22 protein-coding genes are annotated in these 23,436 nt (G+C 69.4%); 13 read left to right on the top strand and 9 right to left on the bottom strand.

The genetic code is table 11. The annotated features are described in order from the left end of the window. The first annotated feature begins 43 nt into the window (after nt 1-43). Together kstR and otsB are read left to right on the top strand one after the other, a co-directional pair. Nucleotides 44-703: a cholesterol catabolism transcriptional regulator KstR gene (kstR, locus tag LPH33_RS02445; protein ID WP_145692932.1), complete on the top strand. Its 660-nt coding sequence runs from the start codon at nt 44-46 to the stop codon at nt 701-703. 115 nt (nt 704-818) lie between these two features. Beyond that, on the top strand, nt 819-3,395 hold the full coding sequence (gene otsB, locus LPH33_RS02440) for a trehalose-phosphatase (RefSeq protein WP_160876989.1): 2,577 nt from the start codon (nt 819-821) through the stop codon (nt 3,393-3,395). 27 nt (nt 3,396-3,422) lie between these two features. Here otsB and LPH33_RS02435 read toward each other — a convergent pair whose 3' ends face one another. After that, the gene (locus LPH33_RS02435) at nt 3,423-4,529 is read right to left on the bottom strand and encodes a LacI family DNA-binding transcriptional regulator (RefSeq protein ID WP_160876987.1); all 1,107 of its coding nucleotides are present in this window, start codon (nt 4,527-4,529) and stop codon (nt 3,423-3,425) included. 169 nt (nt 4,530-4,698) lie between these two features. Here LPH33_RS02435 and LPH33_RS02430 point away from each other — a divergent pair, with 169 nt between their 5' ends. From LPH33_RS02430 to LPH33_RS02405, 6 genes are all read left to right on the top strand, one after another. After that, nucleotides 4,699-5,769, top strand: a complete 1,071-nt coding sequence (locus LPH33_RS02430) for a metal ABC transporter solute-binding protein, Zn/Mn family (RefSeq protein ID WP_229566923.1) — start codon at nt 4,699-4,701, stop codon at nt 5,767-5,769. Nucleotides 5,770-5,795: 26 nt separating this feature from the next. Further along, nucleotides 5,796-6,659, top strand: coding sequence for a metal ABC transporter ATP-binding protein (locus LPH33_RS02425; protein ID WP_160876983.1), 864 nt, complete (start codon nt 5,796-5,798; stop codon nt 6,657-6,659). Beyond that, the gene (locus LPH33_RS02420; protein WP_006550474.1) at nt 6,656-7,540 is read left to right on the top strand and encodes a metal ABC transporter permease; all 885 of its coding nucleotides are present in this window, start codon (nt 6,656-6,658) and stop codon (nt 7,538-7,540) included. The genes LPH33_RS02425 and LPH33_RS02420 overlap by 4 nt, the downstream gene beginning before the upstream one ends. A gap of 95 nt (nt 7,541-7,635) precedes the next feature. Next, on the top strand, nt 7,636-8,997 hold the full coding sequence (locus LPH33_RS02415; protein ID WP_229566921.1) for a GMC oxidoreductase: 1,362 nt from the start codon (nt 7,636-7,638) through the stop codon (nt 8,995-8,997). Between the two features lie 19 nt (nt 8,998-9,016). Then, nucleotides 9,017-9,775: a LamB/YcsF family protein gene (locus LPH33_RS02410; RefSeq protein ID WP_229566920.1), complete on the top strand. Its 759-nt coding sequence runs from the start codon at nt 9,017-9,019 to the stop codon at nt 9,773-9,775. A 25-nt stretch (nt 9,776-9,800) separates the two neighbouring features. After that, on the top strand, nt 9,801-10,409 hold the full coding sequence (locus LPH33_RS02405; RefSeq protein ID WP_064061070.1) for a 5-oxoprolinase subunit B family protein: 609 nt from the start codon (nt 9,801-9,803) through the stop codon (nt 10,407-10,409). A gap of 30 nt (nt 10,410-10,439) precedes the next feature. Here LPH33_RS02405 and mgtE read toward each other — a convergent pair whose 3' ends face one another. After that, complete coding sequence (mgtE, locus tag LPH33_RS02400) at nt 10,440-11,792, bottom strand: magnesium transporter (protein ID WP_229566919.1); 1,353 nt, start codon at nt 11,790-11,792, stop codon at nt 10,440-10,442. 86 nt (nt 11,793-11,878) lie between these two features. Between mgtE and LPH33_RS02395 the strand changes: the two genes are divergently transcribed. After that, nucleotides 11,879-12,751 (top strand): biotin-dependent carboxyltransferase family protein, encoded by an 873-nt coding sequence (locus LPH33_RS02395; protein ID WP_064061071.1) that lies wholly within the window; start codon nt 11,879-11,881, stop codon nt 12,749-12,751. 17 nt (nt 12,752-12,768) lie between these two features. Here LPH33_RS02395 and LPH33_RS02390 read toward each other — a convergent pair whose 3' ends face one another. The 6 genes from LPH33_RS02390 to carD all read right to left on the bottom strand — a co-directional run bounded on the left by LPH33_RS02390 (nt 12,769) and on the right by carD (nt 17,960). Further along, the gene (locus LPH33_RS02390) at nt 12,769-13,812 is read right to left on the bottom strand and encodes an alpha/beta hydrolase (RefSeq protein WP_006550481.1); all 1,044 of its coding nucleotides are present in this window, start codon (nt 13,810-13,812) and stop codon (nt 12,769-12,771) included. Between the two features lie 70 nt (nt 13,813-13,882). Further along, nucleotides 13,883-14,851, bottom strand: a complete 969-nt coding sequence (gene rlmB, locus LPH33_RS02385; protein ID WP_229566918.1) for a 23S rRNA (guanosine(2251)-2'-O)-methyltransferase RlmB — start codon at nt 14,849-14,851, stop codon at nt 13,883-13,885. Then, nucleotides 14,851-16,245, bottom strand: a complete 1,395-nt coding sequence (gene cysS / locus LPH33_RS02380) for a cysteine--tRNA ligase (protein ID WP_088899040.1) — start codon at nt 16,243-16,245, stop codon at nt 14,851-14,853. Before cysS ends, rlmB begins: the two co-directional genes overlap by 1 nt. Nucleotides 16,246-16,256: 11 nt before the next feature. Next, nucleotides 16,257-16,733, bottom strand: a complete 477-nt coding sequence (ispF, locus tag LPH33_RS02375) for a 2-C-methyl-D-erythritol 2,4-cyclodiphosphate synthase (RefSeq protein WP_026061385.1) — start codon at nt 16,731-16,733, stop codon at nt 16,257-16,259. Nucleotides 16,734-16,738: 5 nt separating this feature from the next. Continuing rightward, entirely contained in the window at nt 16,739-17,446 is a 708-nt protein-coding gene (gene ispD, locus LPH33_RS02370) for a 2-C-methyl-D-erythritol 4-phosphate cytidylyltransferase (RefSeq protein WP_088899041.1), read from the bottom strand. A gap of 25 nt (nt 17,447-17,471) precedes the next feature. Further along, nucleotides 17,472-17,960 (bottom strand): RNA polymerase-binding transcription factor CarD, encoded by a 489-nt coding sequence (gene carD, locus LPH33_RS02365; protein ID WP_006550486.1) that lies wholly within the window; start codon nt 17,958-17,960, stop codon nt 17,472-17,474. A gap of 276 nt (nt 17,961-18,236) precedes the next feature. Here carD and LPH33_RS02360 point away from each other — a divergent pair, with 276 nt between their 5' ends. The 3 genes from LPH33_RS02360 to dinB all read left to right on the top strand — a co-directional run bounded on the left by LPH33_RS02360 (nt 18,237) and on the right by dinB (nt 21,662). Continuing rightward, nucleotides 18,237-18,869, top strand: a complete 633-nt coding sequence (locus LPH33_RS02360; RefSeq protein WP_026061386.1) for a hypothetical protein — start codon at nt 18,237-18,239, stop codon at nt 18,867-18,869. Between the two features lie 90 nt (nt 18,870-18,959). After that, on the top strand, nt 18,960-20,351 hold the full coding sequence (gene radA, locus LPH33_RS02355) for a DNA repair protein RadA (protein WP_229566917.1): 1,392 nt from the start codon (nt 18,960-18,962) through the stop codon (nt 20,349-20,351). A gap of 57 nt (nt 20,352-20,408) precedes the next feature. After that, on the top strand, nt 20,409-21,662 hold the full coding sequence (gene dinB, locus LPH33_RS02350; RefSeq protein ID WP_088899044.1) for a DNA polymerase IV: 1,254 nt from the start codon (nt 20,409-20,411) through the stop codon (nt 21,660-21,662). 27 nt (nt 21,663-21,689) lie between these two features. Here the strand turns inward: dinB and LPH33_RS02345 are convergent, their stop codons facing one another. Further along, nucleotides 21,690-22,253: a PaaI family thioesterase gene (locus LPH33_RS02345; RefSeq protein WP_229566916.1), complete on the bottom strand. Its 564-nt coding sequence runs from the start codon at nt 22,251-22,253 to the stop codon at nt 21,690-21,692. 94 nt (nt 22,254-22,347) lie between these two features. Between LPH33_RS02345 and disA the strand changes: the two genes are divergently transcribed. Next, entirely contained in the window at nt 22,348-23,430 is a 1,083-nt protein-coding gene (gene disA / locus LPH33_RS02340; protein ID WP_060653564.1) for a DNA integrity scanning diadenylate cyclase DisA, read from the top strand. Nucleotides 23,431-23,436 lie beyond the last annotated feature (6 nt).

Below are 23,436 nucleotides of genomic sequence, written 5' to 3'. Positions count from 1 at the left end.
AATATGACACCGATTCAGAGTCAAGGCGTGAGGAAACGAATCTATGGCCACCCCGTCCCGCTCCCGTGCCAACGGACACGGAACTCTGACCGCCCTCACCGAGGACGATCTCAGTTCCAATGCCCAGAAGGAACGGCGCAAGCGGATTCTCGACGCCACCCTGGCGCTCGCGTCCAAGGGTGGTTACGAGGCCGTGCAGATGCGGGCGGTGGCAGAACGCGCGGACGTCGCGGTCGGCACCCTCTACCGGTACTTCCCGTCCAAGGTCCACCTGCTGGTCTCCGCCCTCGGCCGTGAATTCGCCCGCATCGAGGGCAAGGGCCGGATCCCACCCGGCCACAGCCCCCTCGAGCGCATGCACCTCATCCTGAGTCTGATCACCAAGGCCATGCAGCGCGATCCCCTGCTCACCGAGGCCATGACGCGGGCGTTCATGTTCGCCGACGCCTCCGCCGCCGCCGAGGTCGACCAGGTGGGCACCCTCATGGACCGGTTGTTCGCGCGAGCCATGAACGACGGCGAACCCACCGAGGAAGAGCTCGCCATCGCGCGCGTCATCAGCGACGTATGGCTGTCGAATCTCGTCGCCTGGCTCACGCGCCGTTCGTCGGCCACCGATGTCGCCCGCCGGCTCGAACTGACCGTGGATCTGCTGCTCGGCGACGGCTCACGAGCACCGAAGACGGTCGCGTCGGAAGCATGACGGTACTCGCGCCGCAAGCCCGACGTCCGATCCGCCGCTTCCTGTAACCGGAAACACGTGGTCGGAATGCACACCGGGTCGGATTCGTGCCCCACTCTGACCTAACGTGGATCAGGTGAGTGCCCACGATCTTCCGATTGACCTTCGACGTGCTCTGGTGGCTGTCGCGCGGACGCCTCGTCTGCTCGTGGCAACCGACTACGACGGCACCATCTCCCCCATCGTGAGCGACCCCGAGAAGGCCTACCCGCACGACGATGCGGTGCGGGCGCTGCGGGGCCTCGCCGCTCTGCCGTCGACGTCCGCTGCCGTCATCTCGGGACGCGCTCTCAAGGATCTCGCCGCTCTGTCGCGGTTGCCGGTCGAGGTCAAACTCGTCGGCAGCCACGGCTCCGAGTTCGACATCGGATTCGTCCACGAGATCGATCCCGACGCCAGGGACCTCCTCGCCACGATCGTCGAGGGACTGCACTCGGTGGCATCCCGGTTCGACGGCGTGCGGGTGGAGACCAAGCCCGCGAGCGCCGCGCTGCACGTGCGCAACGCCGCCCCCGCCGATGCCGAGCAGGCCCTCGACCTCGTACGGAACGACCTCGCACTCCGGCCGGGCGTGCAGGTCACCGAGGGCAAGGCCGTGATCGAACTGTCCGTGGTGCCCACCGACAAGGGCAAGGCACTCGACGTCATCCGGCACCAGGAAGCTGCCACCGCAGCGGTCTTCTTCGGCGACGACGTGACCGACGAGAAGGCCTTCCGCTCCCTGCAGGGCCCGGACGTCGGCGTGAAGATCGGCGACGGCGACACCGCCGCCGAGTACCGCGTCCGCACCAGCGAAGAGGTCATCGCTGCGCTCGCGTTCCTGCTCGAGGAACGTCGCACGTGGCTGTCCGGTGCCCATGTCGCGCCGATCGAACGTCTGACGATGCTCGCGAGCCCCCGCTCGAAGGCGCTCGTGACCCCCGACGGCACGATCACCTGGCTGTGCCACCCCGAACCCGATTCCGCGGCGGTGTTCGCCCACCTCCTCGGCGGCGACGCCGCGGGTCATTTCACCGTCGGTCCGACCCGCCAGGCACTGCCTCTCAGCCAGCGCTACGTCGACTCGACGATGACGGTGGTGACCCGGTGGGCGTCGCTCGCGGTGATCGACTACCTCCCGCACGACGTCGAGGCCGGTCGCACCGACCTGACCCGCGTGATCACCGGGCGCGCGAGCGCGGTGGTGACCTTCGCGCCGCGACCGGAGTTCGGGCAGGGCCAGGTCACCCTCGAGGTCGAGGACGACGGCATCCGCGTGATGGGCTTCAACGAGCCCTACGTCCTTCGCTCCCCCGGTGTGCGGTGGGACATCACGACCGACGGGGTGCACCAGACGGCCCACGCCGTGGTCGATCCCACCGAGAACGACATCATCCTCGAATTCCGTTGTGGCACCGATGATCTCGACGAGCACCCTGCGCCGGAGGTCGAGCGCCGGGCACAGTCCGAGGCCTACTGGCACACGTGGGCGTCCCGGCTCGAGCTGCCGCCGCTCAAGCCCGATCTCATGAAGCGTTCGGCGCTCACCCTGCGCGGACTGGTCCACGGACCGACGGGATCGATCCTCGCCGCAGCGACCACCTCGCTCCCCGAGGAGATCGGCGGTGTCCGCAACTGGGACTACCGCTACTGCTGGCTGCGCGACGCCGCGCTCACGGCGCAGGCGCTCGTGCGGGTCGGATCGCTCGAGGAGGCCGAGAACTATCTCGACTGGGTCCACCGCGTCCTCGAGACGGTGCCCGGCCCCGAACGCCTGCACCCGCTGTACACGCTCGCCGGCGGACCGCTCCCGCCCGAGGCCGTGATCGACTCTCTTCCCGGATACGCCGGTTCGCGGCCCGTGCGGGTCGGCAACGCGGCGAACCAGCAGGTGCAGCTCGACGTCTTCGGCCCGATCGTCGACCTGATCTCCGATCTCGCGCACAGCCGCGAGGCACTCGGCGTGCCCCACGACCGGGCTCTCACGGACCGCGACTGGGAACTCGTCTGCTCGATGGTCACCGCGGTCGAACGGCGCTGGTTCGAGCCGGACCACGGCATCTGGGAAATCCGCCACGCGCCCCGTCACCACGTGTACTCGAAGGTCATGGGGTGGCTGACCGTCGACCGGGCGCTGACGCTCGCCGAGAAGTTCGGCCGGACCGCCGGCGAGGGCTGGGCGGCGCTGCGCGACGAAATCGCCGAGGAGGTCACCGAGAAGGGCTGGAACGACGAGGTCCAGTCGTTCACCTCGGCCTACGACGGCACCGATCTCGACGCGGCCACCCTGTTCATCGGCCTCACCGGACTCGTCGACCCGCAGGACGAGCGGTTCCGGGCGACCGTGCAGGCCACCGAACGGGAGTTGCGCAGCGGCGCGACCGTCTACCGCTACCACAGCGACGACGGCCTGCCAGGCGCCGAAGGTGGCTTCCACCTGTGCGCGGCATGGCTGGTCGCGGCCTACCTACTGGTCGGGCAGCGCAACGACGCCGAAGCACTGTTCGCGCAGCTGGTCGCGGCGGCCGGACCGACCGGCCTGCTCAGCGAGGAGTACGACCCCGTCGCGGAGCGTGCGCTGGGCAACCACCCGCAGGCGTACAGCCACATCGGTCTGCTGCGCTGTGCGCAGCTGCTGTCGGGCGCGAAGGCCATGGGCGACCGGGACCGCTGAGCTACGGTCCCAGCCGGGACCGCTCGGTCACTCGGCGTACCACTCGCTCTCGACCCGACCCGAGCTGGCACCGAACCACAGCTGGGTCCCCAGGGTCTCGAGCGCGGGCACACCGGAGTGCGAGGGAGCGGCGAGGAGCAGTTCGCCGGCGCGCCGTCCCTTGTCCTTCTGCGGTTGCCGCACGGTCGTGAGACCTTCGCGGATCGCTTCGTCGATGCCGTCGAAACCGGTGATCGACAGGTGTCCGGGCACGTCGAGGCCCATCTGATTGGCCCAGGCGAGAGCGCCGAGCGCGAGCACGTCGGTGGTGCACACGAGCGCGGTGATCCGCGGGTTGACGCGCATGATCTGCGCCGCGGCGGACAGGCCGTCCTCCGCGGTGTGGGTGTAGCGCTCGACGACGGTGAGCGATTCGGGGGCCAGCCCTGCTGCGCTCATGGCGTCCTGGACGCCGCGGATGCGTTCGCGCTGCACGTGGAAGGCGCCGGATTCGAGGGTCGACAGGTCGACGACCCCGTCGTGCCGTTCGCGGCCGAGACGCATCGACAACATGCCGATCTGGCGGTGGCCGAGTTCGATGAGGTGGGCGGCGAGATCGCGCATCGCCCGCCGGTCGTCGATGCCCACCACCGGGGTGTTCTCGAGACCGCGCGGCTGGTCGCACGCGACGACCGGAAGGTGCCGTTCGAGCACGGCCGCGAGATAGGGGTCCTCGGCGGGGACCGAGTAGACGACGAAGCCGTCGACGGACGAGCGGTGCACGACCTGTGCGGCCTCGTCGTCGGTCCGGCCCGGTCCGGCGGGGATGAGCAGCAGTCCCTGTCCGGCCGCTTCGCAGGCCTCGGACAGTCCCGACAGGAAACTCATGGCGGCGGGATCCCGGAAGGAATAGCTCAACGCTTCGGTGAGCAGGACCCCCACGGCCCCTGCCTTGCGGGTGCGCAGCGACCGCGCCATCGGATCCGGGCCGGCATATCCGCGTCGTTTGGCGACTTCGAGGACACGTTCGCGTAGCTCGGCGGACAACTGGTCGGGGCGGTTGTACGCGTTCGAGACCGTGGTGCGGGAGATCTTCAACTCGGCGGCAATCGACGCCAGGGTCGCCTGTCGGCGCGGCTGACGAGACCTGGACATGAGAGGACCGTAGTCCTGTGTCCATGGTCACGACCACCCAGGGATGGTAGGAGGGCTCCGCGTCGTCCGCTAAAGTGGAACGGTAACGGTTACCAATAACGTTTGGGTCGGTCGCTCGGTCGTTCCGGACCCCGTTCGTCGAAGATCGCCGATCCTCAGGAGAAGAACTGTGCGACTGTCCTCCCGCACGGCCCTCGCAGCCGCCGCCGTAGCCTGCGCGACCGCACTCGCCGCGTGCGGCACCGGCACCTCCGGCGCCGACGACGACGAGATCAGCGTCGTCGCCTCCACGAACGTGTGGGGGTCGATCGCGCAGGCCGTCGCCGGAGACCGCGTCGAGGTCCGCTCGCTCATCACCGAACCGAACGCCGACCCGCACTCCTACGAGGCCAGCCCCCTCGACGCCGCTGCGATCTCCGACGCCTCGCTCGTCGTCTACAACGGCGGTGGCTACGACCACTTCGTCGACGACATCCTCGGCGCCACCGGGGACAAGCCTGCGGTCGTGGAGGCCTTCGCCCTGTTCGAATCCGGTGCGTACTCGGATCTGCACGCCGGGCACGATCACGGCGACGAGGACGGCACCGACAACGCCGCCGAGAGCGGCTCGGAGACAACCGTTTCCGAGGATCACTCGCACGAGAGCGGCGAGGGATCCGACGCCGCCGTCGCCGGCGACGGGCACTCGCACGAGGGTCACGACCACGGCGGCATCAACGAGCACGTCTGGTACGATCTCGCGACCGCCGACGCCGTCGCGCACGCCGTCGCCGAACAGCTCGCCGAACTCGACCCCGACGGTGCCGCCGTCTACGAGGCCAACGCCGCGGCCTTCCACGAGAACCTGCACTACGTCGCGGATGTCGTCGACAAGCTCGCCGACGCGCACGGCGACGCACCCGTCGCCCAGACCGAGACCATCGGCCACTACCTCGTCTCGGCCGCGGCGCTCGACGACGTCACTCCCCCGGACTTCACCGACGCCATCGAGAACGGCACCGATCCGTCCCCGGCGGCGATCGCAGCCACACGGCAGTTGTTGGTCGACAAGCAGGTTCGCGTCCTGCTCTACAACCCGCAGACCGAGGACCGGATCAGCCGCGAGATGCGCACGGCAGCAGAGTCGTCGGGCGTCCCCGTGGTCGAGGTTTTCGAAACCCTGCCCGCAGGTGTCGACTACATTCAGTGGCAGGCCCGGACCGCCGAGACCCTCGCCGCCGCGCTCGAGACCGCCTCCTGACCATCCGATCGAGAACACGGACTCCGGTGACACCTCCTCCATCCGACCGCACGCCCACCGTCGAACTCCGCGATGCCCGGCTGGCATTCGGCGATCGGGTCCTCTGGGACGCACTCGACCTCGTCGTCGAACCCGGCGAGTTCCTGGCGGTGCTCGGACCGAACGGTGCCGGAAAGACGTCGCTGCTCAAGGTGCTGCTCGGTCAACTCCCGCTCACCTCCGGAACCGCGACGATCGCCGGGCAGCCCGTCCGGACCGGGAACTCGCACGTCGGATACGTGCCGCAGCAGAAGTCCCTCGACGAGGGCGTCCCGCTGCGGGGACGCGATCTCGTGGGCCTCGGCATGGACGGACATCGCTGGGGCACCGGCCTGCGCACGCGCCGGCAGCGCCGCGTCGCGGTCGACGACGCGATCATCCAGGTCGGCGCAGAGACCTATGCCGGAGCCCCGATCGGCACGCTCTCCGGTGGTGAGCAGCAGCGGCTGCGCATCGCGCAGGCGCTCGTGGGAGATCCGCGCGTACTCCTGTGCGACGAGCCGCTGCTCAGTCTCGATCTCGCCAACCAGCACCTGGTGTCGGCGCTCATCGACCGGCGCCGCCGCGACCACGACACCTCCGTCCTGTTCGTCACCCACGAGATCAATCCGATCCTGCCGCTGGTGGATCGCGTGCTGTACCTCGTCGACGGCCAGTTCCGCATCGGCACCCCCGCCGAGGTGATGACCTCGCAGGTGCTCTCCGAGCTCTACCGCACCGACGTCGAAGTGCTCGAGATGCGCGGCCGCCTGGTCGTCGTCGGCACCGGCGACGCCATCGACGCACTCGGCAGCGCAGGCGGACTGCGCCCCGGGGAAGGCGTCCACCACGATCACGAGGACCACGAATGAGCAGCAAGTTCACCGACGCCCTCGGGCGGATGTTCGACGTGGAGACCACCGTCGAACTCCTGCAGTACGACTTCGTGCAGCAGGCGCTCGTCGCCGGTGCGATCCTCGGCCTGCTCGCCGGCGTGATCGGCCCGCTGATCATCAGCCGTCAGATGGCGTTCTCCGTCCACGGCACCTCCGAACTGTCGCTGACCGGCGCCGCGGCGGCGCTCATCATCGGGGTCTCCGTCGGGATCGGTGCGGTCGCCGGTGCCGTGATCGCCGCGATCCTCTTCGGTGTCCTGGGAACACGTGCCCGCGAACGCGACTCCGTCATCGGCGTGGTGATGGCCTTCGGTCTCGGTCTCGCCGTCCTGCTGTTGTGGGCCTACGACGGACGTACCGGTGCCGCCTTCTCGCTGCTCACCGGCCAGATCGTGGCGCCCGGCGGTACCGGCATCGCCCTGCTCGCCGCGTGCGCTGCCGTCGTGATCCTCACGCTGCTGGTGATCTACCGTCCGCTGCTGTTCGCCAGCACCGACCCGGAGGTCGCAGCCGCGCGCGGCGTCCCGGTGCGTGCGCTGTCGATCGTGTTCGCGGTGCTCGTCGGCGTCACCGCCGCACTCGGTGTGCAGATCGTCGGCGCGCTGCTGGTGATGGCGCTGCTCATCACCCCGGCCGCCGCGGCCGCCCGGGTGGTCAGCGGGCCGCTCGCCGCCACGGTGCTGTCTGTGGTCTTCGCGGAGATCTCGGCGGTCGGCGGCATCCTGCTCGCGCTGGCGCCGGGCGTGCCGGTCTCGGCGTTCATCACGACGATCGCGTTCGTCATCTACATGATCTGCCGCGTGATCGGCACCGCCCGCAACCGACGTGGTTCCGGGCGGGTCGCCGCAACTGCCTGATTCACGGCCCGTCGGGACGTGATCTTGACGCGCTCCTCGACGTCCGCCCAGTTTCCCGAGGTTGCTCCAGTAACGGGACGTCACAGACATCGGGGGTGGAGAGTGCAGCACGTCACGCGTCGTTCCTTCGCGTCGACAACCCCGACAAGCGGTTCCTGTGGCACCGGTCGAACCCCGAGGTGTTCGGCCGCCACCTCGCCTTCGAGCCCTACACCGGTCTGGTCGAGGCGTGCGTGGGCGAGAACATGACGGCCCTGTGCGCCGCCGGTGTCGGCGGCGGGTCGCTCGTCTACCAGGGCATGACGCTGCAACCCGACGAAGCGGTGTTCAACGCCCACTTCCCGAACGAGCTCGACTGGGCGCGCATGGACCGCGTCCACTACCCGCGCGTCGCGCAGATGCTGCGCCTGGCCGTGGCGCCCGACGAACTCGTCGACAGCCCCAACTACGCGACCTCGCGCATCTTCGCCGACCGTGCGCGGAAGGCCGGCTTCCCGATCGACAAGATCCCGATGCCGATCGACTGGGACTACGCGCTCGCCGAACTCCGCGGCGAGATGGCCCCGGCCTACACCGACGGTTCGGGCGCGATGGGTGTCAACAACGGCGGCAAGCACTCCGTCGACGTCACCTACATCGCGGAGGCCGAGGCCACCGGTCTGGTCACCGTCGCGACGCAACACGAGGTCACCGACATCGAGCGTGCCGAGGACGGCCGGTGGACGGTGCACGTGAACCACATCGACACCTCCGGTGCCGTCGTCGAGAACAAGATCCTCACCACCGACGCGCTGGTGCTGTCCGCAGGCACCATGAACACCACCCGGCTGCTGATGAAGGCCGCCGCGAAGGATCTGATCTCCGACCTGCCCGACGGCGTCGGCCAGGGCTGGGGTTCGAACGCCGACCGCATCTACCTCTGGACGAACCTCGAGGAGGAGTTCGGCGCGGTGCAGGGCGGTCCCGTCGTCTACGGCAGCAAGAACTGGGACGACCCGAGCTCCGCGTACACCGTCATCCAGGCCTCCATCCCCGGCTTCTACGGGATCGACATGCGCAGCACCGTACTGGTGGGCTACGGCGTCAGTGAGGGTCGCGGGCACTTCGTCTACGACGCTGCTCGCGACGACGCCGTCCTGCGCTGGCCGCACGAAGGGGACTCGGTGCTGCAGACGGGCCACATCGACCCCACCGTGCGCCGCATCGCGGGCGAACGCAGCATCCTGACCGACACCAACTCGATCGTCCCGTCGACCTGGCATCCACTCGGCGGCGCGAGCATGGGCACGGTGTGCGATCCCGAGGGCCGCGTGCTCGGCCAGCGCGGGCTGTACGTGCTCGACGGCGCCCTCATGCCGGGCAACACCGCCGCGTGCAACCCGTCGATGACGATCGCCGCCGTCGTCGAACGCGCCCTCGACGACATCGTCGTCCGCGACGCCGGAACGGTCTTCTGAGCGGGCATAGACTCGGGTCGTGACCCGCATCGACCTCAACAGCGACCTCGGCGAGAGTTACGGCCAGTGGCGTCTCGGCGACGACGAGACCATGCTCGACATCGTCACCAGCGCCAACGTGGCGTGCGGATTCCACGCCGGCGACCCGGCGACACTGCTGCACACGTGCCACGGCGCCGCGAAGCGCGCGGTAAGGATCGGTGCCCAGGTCGGCTACAACGACATCGGCGGTTTCGGCCGCCGCTTCATCGAGGTGCCGTCGGCGGATCTCACCGCCGAGATCATCTACCAGATCGGCGCGCTCGACGGTCTCGCCCGGGCGGCCGGTTCGTCGGCGAGCTACGTCAAACCCCACGGCGCGCTGTACAACGCGATCGTCCATCACCGCGAACAGGCCCGTGCGGTCGTGGATGCGGTACGCGCCTACGACGCCTCGCTGCCCGTCCTCGGACTGCCCGGCTCCGTCTTCCTCGAGGAGGCCGAACGGGCCGGACTGAAGGTGGTCGCCGAGGCGTTCGCCGACCGCGCCTACACCCCCGAGGGCACGCTCGTCTCCCGACGCGAACCCGGTGCGGTACTGCACGATCCGGAGGAGGTCGCCGAGCGGGTCCTGCGCATGGTCACCGAGGGGGTGGTCACCGCCATCGACGGCAGCGACATACGCGTGAACGCGCAGTCGGTGTGCATCCACGGCGACTCCCCCGACGCCACGGCGATGGCCGTCGCCGTGCGCCGCCGGCTCGACGCCGAGAAGATCGACATCCGGGCGTTCGTGTGAACGCCCGACATCGCGAGGTCCACCGATGAAAATCCTTCGTGCCGGAGACAGCGCCCTGCTCGCCGAATTCGATTCCCTCGACGAGGTTCTCGCCCACTTCCGGGCACTCGACCGCGAGCGGCCGCGTGGCGTCGTCGATCTCGTGCCGGCGGCGCGGACACTGCTGGTGTGCTTCGATCCGTCGGAGACCGGCGCGCAGGTCGTGCACAAGTGGGTCACCACCACCCCACCGGTGTCCGGGGACGACGTCGACATCGAGGAGGTGACGCTCGAAGTCCGGTACAACGGCGTCGATCTCGAAGAGGTCGGCGAGTTGACCGGCCTCGGCGCGGACGGCGTGATCGCCGCCCACACCGGCGGCCTCTGGACGGTCGCCTTCGGCGGGTTCGCGCCCGGCTTCGCGTATCTCACCGGCGGGGATTCTCGATTGCACGTGCCGCGTCGCAGTTCACCGCGCACCTCCGTCCCGTCCGGCGCCGTGGGACTGGCGGGTGAGTTCTCGGGCGTCTACCCGCGGAAGTCGCCCGGAGGATGGCAACTCATCGGAACCTCCGATGCCCCGCTGTGGCAACCGGACCGGACTCCTGCGGCGCTGCTGCGACCGGGATGTGCGGTGCGCTTCGTCGCGATCTGAACCGTCCCCGGATCCACTGCGCCGCTGCGCTCAGATACCGAGCACGGCCTTCGCGACGAGGAAATAGATCACCAGGCCGGTCGCGTCGACGAAGGTCGTGATGAACGGATTGGAGAAGACCGCGGGGTCGGCGCGGATCGATTTGGCCACCAACGGCATCGCACCACCGACGGTGGCGGCGAGGGTGCAGATGCTCACCAGCGTCAGCCCGATCACCGCGCCCACCGACGAGTCGTAGACCAGGGACGTCAGGACGAACGCGACCGAGCCCAGCAGGACACCGAGGGACAGACCCACCCGGAGCTCGCGGGCGATCACCCCGCCGATGTCGCGTGGCGTCACGTCGTCGAGCGCCAATGCGCGGGTGACCGTGGTGGCGGCCTGGTTTCCGGTGTTGCCCCCGGTGCCGATGATCAGCGGCACGAACAGCGCCAGGGTGACCACCTGATCGAGGGTCGACTCGAATACCTCGAGGACCTGGACCGTGAGGGTCGCGCCGAGTGCCAGGAAGAGTAACCACACCACCCGCGAGCGCACCAACTGCCCGACGGGTGTCGCGAGATAGGGCCGGCGCAGCGGCTCGGTACCGCCGATGCGCGCCTGGTCCTCGCTGTCGGCGGCTTCGAGGATCCGCAGGGCGTCGTCGACGGTCAGGATGCCCACCAACCTGGTCTCGCTGTCGACGACGATCAACGCCAGCAGTTTGAGTTCGGCGCAGCGGCGCGCGGACTCCTCGGCGTCGTCGGTCACGCGCGCCCAGTAGGGCTCGTTCATGATGTCGGCGAGCACCGTTCCCGGCGCCGCAGTCATCAGCTCGCGCAGACCGACCACCCCGACGAGCACACGACCGTCGTCCACCACCGGCAGCGTGTACACCGTCTCCGCGTCGTCGAGCCGACGACGCACGGCGTCCATCGCCTGCTCGACGGTGATGTCCTGCCGCAGCGACACGAAGGCCGGGCTCATCCGCCGGCCGATCGACCGCTGCGGATAGCCGAGGATCGTGGCGGTCACCTCGCGGTCGGCGGGCGGCAGGCCGCGCATGAGGGTCGACGCGACCGTCGCGGGCAGTTCGTCGAGCAGTTCCACCCGGTCGTCGGGTTCGAGGTCGGCGAAGATTGCGGCCACCTGATCGTCGCGCAACCCGCGGAGCAGTTCGCTCTGCATGCTCGGGTCGAGCTGTTCGAAGACGTCGATCGCCCGGTCCTTGGGCAGCAACCGGTAGAGCACTGCTCGATCCGTCCGACCGAGCCGTTCGAGCACGTCGACGACCTGTTCGACGCTCAGTTCCGCGACAGCGTCGTGCGCGGCCTGAAGGTCGTCGGCCTCGACGGCCTTCTCGATCAGTCGCGTCGTCGCCGCCCGGACGTCTGCTTCATCCATGATCGTCACCTCCTTCCTCATGATCTTCAACCTAACGCGATCGTTCGGCCGGAGTGCGGACGTGCGATCGAAGCCGGTGAGTGAGAATGAACATCGTGGCGTGGTTCGAGGTGCTCTCCGGCGGAATGCTCACGACGGTCCAGGATCGCGGACGTCCCGGTTACGGTTCCTCGGGCCTCACCCGGTCCGGTGCCGCCGACCGGCGCGCACACGACGCCGCGAACCGGCTCGTGGGGAACCAGCCGGACGCGGCGACACTCGAGGTGACCGGCGGTGGTCTCGCCGTCCGCAGCGTCGGCGAGACGATCGTGGCCGTGACCGGTGCCCGCGCCGACGTGACCGTGTGCGACCGGCCGGTCGGCGACTGGGCGCGCATCACCCTCCGCAACGACGACGTGCTGCGGATCGGCGTCCCGAACGAAGGCCTGCGGATTTACCTCGCGGTACGCGGCGGCATCGACGTGCGGGAGGTACTCGGCAGTAGATCCACCGACATCCTGTCGCACACCGGACCGGCACCCGTTCGCGCCGGCGACAGTCTGCTCGTCGGGGCGATGTCGGGTCACCTGCCCGACGAGGAGCAGTTCCCACCACCACCGCCGATGGACGACCCCGTAGAGATCCGGGTACGGTCCGGCCCGCGCGACGACTGGTTCACGCCCGGATCACTGCGGGCGCTGTTCCACGAGACGTGGACGGTGACACCGGAACTCGACCGGGTGGGTATCAGGTTCCACGGTCCCGGCCGACTGCACCGGGCACGGCACGAGGAGATGCCCAGCGAGGGCATGGTTCCCGGCTCGCTGCAGATACCGCCGGACGGGCATCCGGTGCTGTTCCTCGTCGACCATCCCGTCACGGGCGGCTATCCGGTGGCCGCGGTGGCGGTCGCCGCCGATCTGCCGGTCGCGGCGCAACTGCGTCCCGGACAGCGGGTGCGGTTCGTGCCGGTACGGTGATCGCTGCTGGGTGACCGTCAGGCGCGTGACGGCACGGAGGTGTCGTCCTCGTCGGTCGGGTCGGTAGCCGTCACCCGACGTACGAAGGTGATCGCCTCGTCGAGTGCGTGTGTCGCGGGCGGAGAGATGCCGGGCAGGCTGAGATAGCCGTGCACGGTGTCGGGATAATCGGTCTCCGCGACGTCGCCGCCCTTGGCCCGCAATGCTTCGGCGTATCGAACGGCGTTGTCGCGCAACGGGTCGTGCCCGGCGATCTGGACGAGGGCCGGTACGGCGGCACCGGCGAGCGTGCCGCGCAGGGGAGCCGCGGTCGGCGCATACGGATCGGCTCCGGCCAGATACAGGCGCACGAACGCCCGCATACCGCGGGAGGTGAGCACGGGAGCGTTCGCGAACTGCCGCTCCGACGGGAACTCCTCCTCCATCTCCGTCGCCGGATAGATCAGCACCTGACCGGCCGGCAGCGGACCACCCGAGCGGCCGGCCACGTCGGCGACGACCGCGGCGAGGTTGCCTCCGGCACTGTCACCGGCGACCACGACGCGGGACGGATCACCGTCGAGTTCCGCAGCGTGTGCGACGACCCACCGGAACGCCGCCCAGCAGTCCAGCACCGCTGCGGGATAGGGATGTTCGGGGGCGAGCCGGTAGTCCACCGACACCACGACGCTCGGGGTCCGCGCGGCGGTGTGGCTCGCCCACCACTCGTTCTGCTCCGGATTGCCGAGCACCCACCCGCCGCCGTGGAACAGCAGCACGACCGGCAGCGGACCGCTCGTTCGCGCCGAGGGCCGATAGATCCGCAGACGGGTCCGGACCGGGGAGTCCTCGGGGGCGAGATCGTCGATCACCTCGTGCTCGAGATCGACCCATCGGTCCTCGATCCGCACGCCGGGATGCGTCCGGCCCGAGATCAGCCGTCCGACCGGGGACGACAGGAGCTTCGTGCGCGCAGCACGACGTGCCGGGATCTCGTCGACGGACGCGTCGGCAATGGACTTGTCGGCGAAGCGTTCGAGGAAGGCGAACACCTTCGTACGGAACGGCAGGGATGCGACCACGAGGACAGACTAGGCCCTCGCGACCGCAGCTCGGGCAGTCCCGATCAGACCCGACTGCGGTGCAGTCCGATCAGGCCCGGCGCTGCCGCGCGATGTCGGCGAGAACCACGCCCGCCGCGACGGAGGCGTTGAGCGACTCGACGTCTCCGGCCATCGGGATGGAGATAACGGAGTCGCAGGTCTCCCGCACCAGGCGCGAGAGTCCCTTGCCCTCCGACCCCACGACCACGACGACGGGATCGGTGCCGTCGAAATCGTCGAGGTTGGTGTCGCCACCGGCATCGAGACCGACGACGCGGACACCGCGGGACTGCCAGTCCTTGAGCGTGCGCGTGAGGTTGGTGGCACGCGCGACGGGCAGTCGCGCTGCGGCACCGGCGCTCGTGCGCCATGCCACGGCCGTCACCGACGCCGAACGGCGCTGCGGGATGACCACACCGTGGCCGCCGAAGGCCGCGACCGAACGGATCACCGCGCCGAGATTGCGCGGATCGGAGATGTTGTCGAGGGCCACGAGCAGCGGACGCTCGTGGTTCTCCGCGGCGCGGGCCAGCAGGTCGTCGGGGTGCGCGTAGCGGTACGGCGGCACCTGCAGGCCGATGCCCTGGTGCATCCCGTTCGACGACAGACGGTCGAGTTCGGAACGCGAGACCTCGAGGATCGAGATGCCCATCTCGGCCGAGCGCTGCACGGCTTCCTTGAGCCGCTCGTCGGCCTCGGCGCCGAGGGCGACGTACAGAGCGGTCGCGGGCACACCGGCACGTAGGCACTCGACGACCGGGTTGCGGCCGAGCACCATCTCCGGCCCGTCTTCGGCCTTGCGACCGGCGGCGGGGCGACGACCGCCGCCGCGCGTGTCGGCGGCCTTGGCCGCGGCCCGGGCACGCCGTGCGGCGGGGTGGTAGGGCCGGTCCTCGGCCTTGGGGGTGGCGCCACGCGCTTCGAGGCCGCGTCGCCGCTGTCCGCCGGACCCGACGACCTGACCCTTCTTCGTGCCGCCCTTACGAATAGCGCCGCGACGCTGGGAATTGCCTGCCATCACTGTCCTGCTTTCAGAGACCACTCGGGTCCGTTGGGCGTATCGGTCACTTCGACCCCCGCGGCTGCGAGGCGGTCCCGCACCTCGTCGGCCACCGCCCAGTTCTTCTCGGCCCGGGCGGTCGTGCGGCGTTCGAGATCCGCGCCGACCAGCACGTCGAGTGCCGCGAGTGCGGCCGATCCGGAATCGTCGGTGGAGCACCAGTGCTCGTCGAGCGGGTCGACACCGAGGATGCCGAGCATGCTCCGGACCTGCGCGGCGATCTGCACGGCCGTGTCGAGATCACCGTTGTCGAGCGCCTTGTTGCCCTCGCTGCGCTTGCGGTGGATCTCCGCGAGCGCCTTGGGGACACCGAGATCGTCGTCGAGTGCTTCGGCGAAGCCTTCGGTCCACTCGCCCACGGGCACCTCGCCCGCGCGGTCGCGGGTCTTGAGCACGAACGACTCGAGTCCCCGGTACGCAGCGGCCGCTTCGGCGAGCGCGTCGTCGGAGTATTCGAGCATCGAACGATAGTGGGCGCTGCCGAGGTAGTAGCGCAGTTCCTGCGGACGGACGCGGGCGAGCACGTTGGGGATCGACAGCACGTTGCCGAGCGACTTCGACATCTTCTCGCCGCCCATCGTCACCCAGCCGTTGTGCAGCCAGTAGCGGGCGAAGCCGTCGCCGGCGGCGCGGGACTGGGCCATCTCGTTCTCGTGGTGCGGGAAGACGAGGTCCATGCCTCCGCAGTGGATGTCGAAGGTGCCCCCCAGATAGAAGCCCGCCATCGCGGAGCACTCGAGATGCCAGCCGGGGCGACCGCGTCCCCACGGGGTCGGCCACGACGGCTCGCCGGGCTTCTCGGCCTTCCACAGCGTGAAGTCGCGGGGGTCGCGCTTGCCGAGTCCGGCGCTCTCGCCCTGGTGGACGTCCTCGATGCGGTGTCCGGAGAGGGCGCCGTATTCCGGGTAGCTCAACACGTCGAAGTAGACGTCGCCGTCGGCCGCGTAGGCGTGCCCGGCGTCGATGAGGCGCTGGATGAGTTCGACCATCTGCGTGATGTGGCCGGTCGCGCGGGGTTCCACCGAGGGGGGAAGCACACCGAGCGCGTCGTAGGCGCGGTTGAAGGCCCGTTCGTAGGTCGCGGCCCACTCCCACCACGGACGGCCTGCCTCTGCGGCCTTGCGGAGGATCTTGTCCTCGATGTCTGTGACATTTCTCACAAACAAGACATCGAGACCCTTGGTAGAGAGCCACCGACGGAGCACGTCGAACGCAACGCCGCTGCGTACGTGCCCGATATGGGGTTCGCCTTGGACGGTGGCCCCACACAGGTACACCGAGGCCTGGCCGGGGACCAGCGGTTCGAAATCCCGCACGGCCCGCGATTCGGTGTCGTATAAGCGCAAGGTCACGACCGTCGATCCTACCGCTCGTCCTGCTGCGCCAGGACCAGTGCGGTCGCAACCGCGGCCACACCTTCTCCCCGACCGGTGAGCCCGAGACCGTCCGTGGTGGTCGCCGACACGGAGACCGGACCGCCGAGCGCCTCGGACAGCACCGCCTGTGCCTCCTCGCGCCGCGGCCCGATCTTCGGGCGGTTCCCGATCACCTGCACGGCGGCGTTACCCACCACCCAGCCGGCGTCGGCGAGCAGGCGACGTACCTCGCCGAGCATGGCGACACCGGAGGCGCCGGCCATCTCGGGGCGTCCCGTGCCGAAGACCGATCCGAGATCACCGAGACCGGCGGCCGAGAGCACCGCATCGCACAGCGCGTGCGCAGCGACGTCCCCGTCCGAGTGACCCGCGCACCCGTCGGCGTCCTCGAACAGCAGACCGGCCATCCAGCACGGCCGTCCGGCCTCCACGGGATGTACGTCGGTTCCGATGCCGACACGCACGATGCTCACATCTCCTTCTCGGTGCGGACGCCGGACGCGAGCACGGTCCGTGCCAGCACCAGGTCCAGCGGGGTGGTGATCTTGAAAGCGAGCGGGTCGCCCGCGACGGTGGTGATCCGCTCCCCCAACCGCTCGACGAGTCCCGCGTCGTCGGTCGCGTCGGCCGCGTCCCGGTTGGCTCGCTCGAGCAATTCGACGTCGAATCCCTGCGGGGTCTGCACCGCGCGGAGGGTCGACCGGTCGGGAGTCCCGGTGACGACTCCGTCCTTGTCGACACTCTTGATGGTGTCGACGACGGGCAGGACGGGGATCACCGCGTCGCTGCCGGCCCGCAACGCGTCGACGACCCGGACGAACAGCTCGGCCGGGGTGAGCGCACGCGCGGCGTCGTGGACGAGCACGAACCGCGCGCCCGATGCCGCCGCAAGACCGGCGCGCACCGAGTCGGCGCGTTCGGCGCCACCCGCGACGACGGTGACCCGGTCGGCGAACGACTCGCCGACGAGCCGGTCCGCGGGCGTCGCAGCCAGTTCGGGCGGCGCGACGATCACCACTCGATCGATGACCGCTGAAGCGAGCATCGCCTCGACCGAGCGGTCGAGCATCGTGCGGCCGTCCAGTTCCACGAACGCCTTGGGCAGTGGTTCTCCCAGGCGAACACCGCGGCCGGCCGCCGGAAGGATTCCGACGACCGGCCCGTTGCGATCGCTCATGTGCAGTTTGCCGATGTCTCGCGCGTCAGGAAGCGGCGGCGAGAACCTCGTCGAGCATGGTCTCCGCCTTGACGTCGTCGGTGCCCTCGGCGAGCGCGAGCTCACCGACGAGGATCTGACGTGCCTTGGCGAGCATCCGCTTCTCACCTGCGGACAGGCCGCGGTCCTGCTCCCGGCGCCACAGGTCGCGCACAACTTCTGCGACCTTGTTGACATCGCCGGAGGCCAGCTTCTCGAGGTTGGCCTTGTACCGCCGTGACCAGTTGGTGGGTTCTTCCGTGTGGGGTGCGCGCAGCACCTGGAAAACCTTGTCGAGGCCTTCCTGCCCGACGACGTCGCGCACTCCGACGTACTCCGCGTTCTCTGCAGGTACCCGGACCGTCAGGTCGCCCTGCGCGACTTTCAGAACCAGATATTCCTTCTGCTCACCCTTGATGGTGCGTGTTTCGATTGCTTCGATCAGCGCCGCACCGTGGTGGGGGTATACGACGGTGTCTCCGACCTTGAAAATCATGTGTCCCGTGCCCCTTTCGATTCTCCCAGTTTAACACGTGACCACATCACCCTCCCGTCAACGATGCAGGTCAGGGGCACCGAGCACTGAGCGTAGGGCTTGACAGGCAGTTGCTTCCGTGTATCGGGTGACCTCCGACACACCCGCCCGTGGGCGCCTGTCGATCTCGTCTTCCGCGCGCGAATCCGCACGAGATCCGGCCCCGACGTACACAGCGCACACGGGAACTACTACTCTGCCTAGTGGATTGCGAGCCTTACTCGAGTGGAGGAACCCGTGACTGCTCTCAAAGCGCCGACTCGTCGAGTCGTGACCGCTCTCGCCCTTGCCGCGGGAGCGGCGCTCACGATGTCCGCGTGCAGCGCCGGTCAGATCACCCAGACCTCGACGCAGGTCGCGGCCATCAACGGTTCCAACGTGGACGCCGGCAGCCTCGCGCTGCGCAACGTGCACGTGATCTACCCGAACTCCGAGGAGTACAGCATCGAGCCCGGCGGCACCGCCCAGCTCGGCTTCACGATCGTCAACCTCGACCCGTACGTCGGCGATCAGCTCACCGGTATCTCCACCGATTTCGCAGCCTCCGTCACGGGTGCCCGCCTCGAGGTTCCGCCGCAGTCCTCCGTGGTCGCCGGTGTCTCCGAGGAGAACGCCGCCCTCGTCGAGGAGGTCGACGAGTCGCCGCGTCCGAACAGCACCGAGGAGACCCCCTCCCCCGCGCCGGCCGGCGTCGTCAACAACGTCGAGCTCGTGAACCTCTCCGAAGGTGTCCGCCCGGGTCTGACCATCCCCGTGACCTTCACGTTCGCCGAGGCCGGCGACGTGACCCTGTCCGTGCCGATCGACGCCGGCCCGGAGCTCCCCCGCGACGAGTCGGAGCTCTCGCCGATCGTGGGCGAAGCACACTAGGACTTCCCGCAGAAGGGCCCGGTCGAGCACAGCTCGGCCGGGCCCTTTCGCATCCGCTCCGGTGTCGGTGCGACCGACTATCCTCCGGCCGTGGCAAAGACCAAGACCCTCTACCGCTGTTCCGACTGCTCGCACACCGTCGCGAAGTGGGTCGGGCGCTGTCCCGAATGCGGAACGTGGGGGTCGATGGACGAAGCGCCCGTCCAGCCGGTCGCGGTCGCCTCGCGCTCGGGTACCTCGCTCGCCCGCGCCGGTGCCGCCGCCGTGCTGCCGAGCACCCCGGCCACCCCGCTGTCGCAGATCGACGGCAAGGCCACCCATGCGAAGCCCACGGGCATCCCCGAGCTCGACCGCGTCCTCGGTGGCGGTGTCGTCCCCGGTTCGGTCGTCCTGCTCGCCGGCGAACCCGGTGTCGGCAAGTCCACCCTGCTCCTCGAGGTGGTGCACCGCTGGGCGTTGCGCGGCGAAACCGATCGCGCGCTCTATGTCACCGGCGAGGAGTCGGCCGGTCAGGTGCGTCTGCGCGCCGACCGCACCGGCGCCGTGCACGACCGTGTGTATCTCGCCGCCGAGAACGACCTCGCGACGATCTTCGGGCACGTCGAGCAGGTCAGGCCCACGCTGCTGGTCGTCGACTCCGTCCAGACGATGCTCGCCGCCGACGTCGACGGTGTCACCGGCGGTGTCACGCAGGTCCGCGCGGTCACCAGCGCCCTGACCTCCCTCGCGAAATCCAGTGGCATCCCGGTGCTGCTCATCGGCCACGTCACCAAGGACGGCGCGGTCGCCGGTCCGCGTTCCCTCGAGCACCTCGTCGACGTGGTGCTGCACTTCGAGGGCGACAAGCACTCCACGCTGCGCATGGTGCGCGGGGTGAAGAACCGGTTCGGGGCCGCCGACGAGGTGGGCTGCTTCGAACTCGCCGAGGACGGGATCGTCGGCGTCAGCGACCCGTCGGGGTTGTTCCTGCAGCACCGCGACGAGGCCGTACCCGGCACCGCCGTCACGGTCACGATGGACGGCAAACGCCCGCTCCTCGGCGAGGTCCAGGCGCTCGTGGTGCCCACCCACAATCCGTCACCGCGACGCGCCGTGAGCGGCCTCGACTCCGCGCGGGTGGCGATGGTGCTCGCCGTGCTCGAGCGTCGCTGCGGCCTCGGCCGGCTCGGCAACTGCGACGTCTACGCCTCCACCGTCGGCGGTATGCGGATCACCGATCCGTCCGCCGACCTCGCGCTCGCACTCGCCGTCGCCTCGGCCGTGCGCGACCAGCCCGTCCCGGCCGGCACCGTGCTGCTCGGCGAGGTCGGTCTCGCCGGGGAGGTCCGTCGTGTCGTCGGCGCGGGTCGCCGACTCGCGGAGGCGAACCGACTCGGGTTCGACCGCGGGGTGGTTCCGCGCGATGTCGAGGGTGTCCCGAAGGGCATGAAGAAGTTCGAGGTGTCCAACGTGGCGCAGGCACTGTCGACGCTCACGCGCTGACCTGCGGACATGTCGGCAGCGCCGATCTGCCGAGATGTCGGCGGTCGGTGCGAACATGTGTTCGTGTCCGATGCGACGGTGCTGCACGCCGATCTCGACGCGTTCTACGCGTCGGTGGAGCAGCGCGACGATCCGTGGCTGCGCGGCAAACCCATCGTCGTGGGTGGGGGTGTCGTGCTCGCGGCGAGTTACGAGGCCAAGGCCCACGGCATCGTCACTGCGATGTCGGGCCGGGCCGCCCGCGCACTGTGCCCGGGACTGATCACGGTGCCTCCCCGCATGGAGGCCTATGCGCAGGCCTCGCGCGATGTGTTCGCGATCTTCGACCGCACCACACCGATCGTGGAGGGGATCTCCATCGACGAGGCGTTCCTCGACGTCTCCGGTCTCGGGCGCATCGCCGGCAGACCCGTCGACATCGCCGCACGTCTGCGCCGCACGGTCGCCGAGGAGGTGGGGCTGCCGATCACCGTCGGTGTCGCGCGCACCAAGTTCCTCGCCAAGGTCGCGAGCGGGGTGGCCAAGCCCGACGGCCTGCTCCTCGTCCCTCCGCACGCCGAACTCGAGTTCCTCCATCCGTTGCCGGTGGAGCGATTGTGGGGCGTCGGCAAGGTGACGGCGGCGAAGTTGCACGCGCACGGTCTGCGGACCGTGGCCGACGTCGCCGCCCACTCCGAATCCGATCTCGTCTCGCTGCTCGGACGCGCGGCGGGACGCCACCTGCACGCCCTGGCGATCGGCCACGATCCGCGTCCGGTCCGTCATCGGCGGCGCAGTTCGATGGGCGCGCAGCACGCCCTCGGCCGCGGACCGCACAGCATCGAGTCGGTCGGCGAGACGCTGCAGTTGCTCGTCGACCGTGTGTGCCGGCGGATGCGCCGGGCCGAGCGTCTCGGCCGCACGGTGGTCCTGCGGATGCGCTTCGCCGACTACACCCGCGCGACCCGCTCCCACACCTTGCCCGGTGCCACCGCACGCACCGACCTGTTGTCGGCGGCGGCGCGCGACCTGCTCGAACAGACCCGGCCGCTCATCGCCGAGCGCGGCCTCACCCTCATCGGGATCGCGGTGACGAATCTCGTCGGCGAAGGCGTCGAACAACTCGAGCTGCCGTTCGACGAACCGGTCGACGCTGCCGCGGACCGTGGCGGCGACACGCGAACTCACCGCGCGGTCGACCGGCATGCGCTCGATGCGGTCCTGGACGATCTGCATTCCCGCTACGGCGCGGGCGCGGTCACCTCGGCCGCGTTGCTCGGACGCGACCACCGGCCGGGGGTTCCGCTGCTCCCCGACGGGCCGGAAACCTGAACGAGACAGGCCCGATCCGCAGAAATGTCAGACAGCGGAGATGTCGTGTTCGTTCTGCGGGAGGCCGTCGGCGTAGTCGCGGCCCTTCGCGAAGTGCTCGTGTCCGACGACGACGAACAGCCCGACCGACGACGCCACGACGACGTCCGGGTCGGCCAGGGGACCGTCGACGATGCGCGCCTCCGCGCTGGTGTAGACCTTGCGCCGCACCGTGCCGTCGACGCGGGCGCGGAACTCGAGCACCGAGCCCAGCGGGATGGGACGGGCGAAATCCGTCTCGAAGTGCCCGGTGACGACGGCGGTCCGCAGGGCGGCGTTGCACGCCATTCCCTGCACTTCGTCGAAGGCCGTCATGAGGATGCCGCCGTGGATGAATCCCGGTCCGCCCTGGTAGCGGGTGGCGACGTCGAGACGGCCGAGCACCTCGAGACCCTCGCCGATCGTGAATTCCATCGCGAGGCCGTGGGGCTGGTCGTCACCACAACCGAAGCATTTGTTCCAGTGCTGCGGTACCGGTGCACCCGGGCCGGGATGATCTTCCGGCAGTTCGGGAACGACGAGGTCGTCGGGCAGAGTCCAGGTGCTGCGCATAAGCAAGTAATGTAGTTGCGCGGTCGGGGGCGCCGATCCGGGAGTCCGCGCATTGTGACGACGACCGCAGACCGCACAGGGGAAGGAAGTCCAGATGACCGAGTCGGCGCCGGCATCGACGCTGAGCGACACCATCGCTCGTCTGGCGCCCGGCACCGCGCTACGCGACGGTCTCGAACGCATCCTCCGCGGCCGGACGGGCGGCCTGATCGTCCTCGGTTTCGACGACAAGGTCGCCGAGCTGTGCGACGGCGGTTTCGAACTCGACGTCGAGTTCGCCCCCACCCGGCTCCGGGAGCTGTCGAAGATGGACGGCGCCGTGGTCGTGTCCACCGACGGTTCGCGCATCGTGCGCGCCAACGTGCAGCTCGTGCCCGATCCGAGTATCCCCACCGTGGAGTCCGGCACCCGGCACCGCGCCGCGGAACGCACCGCGATCCAGACCGGATATCCGGTGGTCTCGGTCAGCCAGTCGATGAGCATCGTCAGTGTGTACGTCGACGGTCGCCGCCACGTCATCAACGACTCCGCGACCATCCTGTCCCGGGCCAACCAGGCCGTCGCGACACTCGAGCGCTACAAGGCCCGCCTCGACGAGGTGACCCGGCAGTTGTCCGTGGTCGAGATCGAGGACATCGTCACCCTGCGCGATGCGCTCACCGTGGCGCAGCGGCTCGAGATGATGCACCGCCTGTCCGTGGAGATCGAGCAGGACGTGCTCGAACTCGGGACCGACGGTCGCCAGCTGGCCCTCCAGCTCGAGGAACTCGTCGGCGACAACCAGCTCGCCCGGCAGCTCATCGTGCGCGACTATCTGGCGGGTGAGCACGTCCCCACCCAGCAGGAGGTCGAGCAGGCGCTCGAGCGTCTCGCGCACCTGACCGACGTCGATCTGCTCGATCTGACGAGCCTCGCCCGCGCCTTCGGCTATTCGGGCACCATCGAGGCCCTCGACACCTCGATGAGTCCCCGCGGTTATCGCGTGCTCCATCGGGTGCCGCGCCTGCAGACCCGGCAGATCAACCGGCTCGTGGGTGCGTTCGGCACGCTGCAGGGTCTGCTCGCCGCCACCGCGGCCGATCTCCAGGCGGTCGACGGGGTCGGCGCCCTGTGGGCCCGGTACATCCGCGAGGGACTGTCACGCCTCGCCGAGGCCGCCATCAACCATTACGACTGAACCGCG

Origin of the sequence: Rhodococcus sp. RDE2 (assembly GCF_020885655.1) — a bacterium.
Classification (GTDB): Bacteria; Actinomycetota; Actinomycetes; order Mycobacteriales; family Mycobacteriaceae; genus Rhodococcus; species Rhodococcus pyridinivorans.
The sequence above is the reverse complement of the archived record's forward strand: the minus strand, read 5'-3'. Positions and strand labels throughout refer to the sequence as shown.

Bases quoted from the DNA above. Each gene is read 5' to 3' on its own strand.
- mgtE (WP_229566919.1), bottom strand. From the start codon at position 11,792: ATGGATGAAGCAGACGTCCGGGCGGCGACGACGCGACTGATCGAGAAG.
- LPH33_RS02395 (WP_064061071.1), top strand. From the start codon at position 11,879: ATGAACATCGTGGCGTGGTTCGAGGTGCTCTCCGGCGGAATGCTCACG.
- carD (WP_006550486.1), bottom strand. From the start codon at position 17,960: ATGATTTTCAAGGTCGGAGACACCGTCGTATACCCCCACCACGGTGCG.
- LPH33_RS02420 (WP_006550474.1), top strand. From the start codon at position 6,656: ATGAGCAGCAAGTTCACCGACGCCCTCGGGCGGATGTTCGACGTGGAG.
- LPH33_RS02405 (WP_064061070.1), top strand. From the start codon at position 9,801: ATGAAAATCCTTCGTGCCGGAGACAGCGCCCTGCTCGCCGAATTCGAT.
- rlmB (WP_229566918.1), bottom strand. From the start codon at position 14,851: ATGGCAGGCAATTCCCAGCGTCGCGGCGCTATTCGTAAGGGCGGCACG.
- ispD (WP_088899041.1), bottom strand. From the start codon at position 17,446: ATGAGCGATCGCAACGGGCCGGTCGTCGGAATCCTTCCGGCGGCCGGC.
- LPH33_RS02345 (WP_229566916.1), bottom strand. From the start codon at position 22,253: ATGCGCAGCACCTGGACTCTGCCCGACGACCTCGTCGTTCCCGAACTG.
- kstR (WP_145692932.1), top strand. From the start codon at position 44: ATGGCCACCCCGTCCCGCTCCCGTGCCAACGGACACGGAACTCTGACC.
- disA (WP_060653564.1), top strand. From the start codon at position 22,348: ATGACCGAGTCGGCGCCGGCATCGACGCTGAGCGACACCATCGCTCGT.
- LPH33_RS02435 (WP_160876987.1), bottom strand. From the start codon at position 4,529: ATGTCCAGGTCTCGTCAGCCGCGCCGACAGGCGACCCTGGCGTCGATT.